Genomic DNA, 1,723 nt, shown 5'->3' on the forward strand with positions numbered 1-1,723 from the left:
TGCACATTCTCCGGCAGAGGCCAGCCAGCGACCGCTACTTCCGCGCCTATGTGCGGGTGGGAGACACCAATTTCACCATGCGCCTGCGGGACTGGCGACCCAACGGCGAAGTGATTGCCCCTCTGGCCTACCGGGAACAGATGGCCCAAGAAGCACAGGCGGAGCTGCAGTTTTATCGGCCCGAGTTCGTGCTTTCTTGACCTACCCGTCCATAATCTAGATATTAGATATGGTGTGGTCGAACCTAGTATGAGTCCAGAATCTGAGATTCATTACTAAACTACCACAACATGTTGGAAAACGCTATCTCGTTTCTGCTCCCTAAAAGAAAAACAAGAAAGTGAACTCCTGACTCGTAGATTGACCATCTCGCTTGGCTATCAAAACATTCAACTTATCTTTAAAAGTATCTCTATTCATCACGTGAACACGAGTTAAGATTCTTTCATCATTTGGTAGATCGGATAGGGGAAAGCCAAGCCCGACATAAAGCTCTAGTCTTGTCAGGTCTAGCAAATCTGCCACAATTACCGAAGGACAGTTTCGACTGACAAGAACTTTCGGTTGCTCTTGGAACTGATGTAAATCCTGAACTTGCTCATAGATAGCCAGCCTTGTGCCCATAAGATCATCGCGAGAAATACGGATAGAAAAGCAAACCTCGGATTTTGCCTTATAAAGATCTGGCAATTCTCCTTCACGCACCCCTGGTGGGGCTGTCGAAGCTCGTTGATCCCTACCTTTTCCCCCCAAGGGGACGGGGTTGGATTGGGTGACAGATTGAGAACTGTCCTAGGAGGAGCCGGAGAAAAGGCTCAAGTTCACTAGACTGTAAATGTGATTTAGGGTACAGATTTATGGCGACTGTCTCCGCTGCTGCTACTCCCACCGCCCCAGGGACGACTTTACTCAACGTCTGGCAAGTCCTGGCCGAAAAGTTTGCTGATCAGATTGCCCTCAGGGATCCCCATGCCCAGCCGGTTCTTGAGATTTCATATGGGGAACTGTTCCGCGGCATTCAGACGCTGGCTGCCGGCTTGCAGGCCTTGGGCATTCGCCCCGGGGATCGGGTGGCCATTTTTGCCGAGAATTCCCCCCGCTGGCTGATGGCGGATCTGGCCACGCTGTTTACGGGAGCGGTCAATGTGCCCCGCAGCGCCGTGGCGGATCCGGCTGAGCTGGGCTACATTTTGCGTCACTCCGGCAGCACGGCTTTGATTGCCCAGGATGTGAAGACCCTGAGGCGGGTGCAGCCGGTTGTGCAGGAGCTGGGCCTGGAGCGGCTGCTGCTGCTTTCCGATGAAGAAGAGGCAGGAGTATTGAACTTCTCTCAGTGGCTGCAGAAAGGGCGGGAAGGCCGCTACGAGCCGCCGCGGCTGGAGCGATCCCAGTTGGCCACCATCATCTACACCTCTGGCACCTCCGGTCGCCCCAAGGGGGTGATGCTCAGCCACGGCAACCTGATGCACCAGGTGGAGAACTTGAGTGTGGTTGTACAGCCCCGGCCTGGGGATAAGGTGCTGACCATTCTGCCCACCTGGCACTCCTACGAGCGGGCCTGCGAGTATTTTCTCCTCAGCCAGGCCTGTACGCTGGTCTATACCAACCCTCGCTTTATCAAGCAGGATTTGCAACGGGAGCAGCCCCACTATCTGGTGGCAGTGCCCCGCATCTGGGAGACGGTTTACGAAGGGATCCAGAGACAATTGAAGGAAAAAAGCCC

The 1,723-nt window shown here is 54.4% G+C and carries 3 protein-coding genes; 2 read left to right on the forward strand and 1 reads right to left on the reverse strand.

Going from position 1 to position 1,723, the window contains the following annotated elements; all coding sequences use genetic code 11:
- Window positions 1–200, forward strand: a 200-nt coding sequence (locus NW863_RS00025) for a TIGR03985 family CRISPR-associated protein (protein ID WP_414363703.1), incomplete at its 5' end; no start/stop codon positions are given.
- A 121-nt stretch (window positions 201–321) separates the two neighbouring features.
- On the opposite strand, the gene NW863_RS00030 is transcribed toward NW863_RS00025, so the two are convergent.
- Window positions 322–705, reverse strand: a complete 384-nt coding sequence (locus NW863_RS00030) for a hypothetical protein (protein ID WP_414363705.1) — start codon at window positions 703–705, stop codon at window positions 322–324.
- A 152-nt stretch (window positions 706–857) separates the two neighbouring features.
- Between NW863_RS00030 and NW863_RS00035 the strand changes: the two genes are divergently transcribed.
- The coding region (locus NW863_RS00035) for an AMP-binding protein (RefSeq protein ID WP_414363707.1) at window positions 858–1,723 on the forward strand (866 nt) is incomplete at its 3' end.

Origin of the sequence: Synechococcus sp. B60.1, assembly GCF_047462555.1 — a bacterium.
Taxonomy (GTDB): domain Bacteria; phylum Cyanobacteriota; class Cyanobacteriia; order Thermostichales; family Thermostichaceae; genus Thermostichus.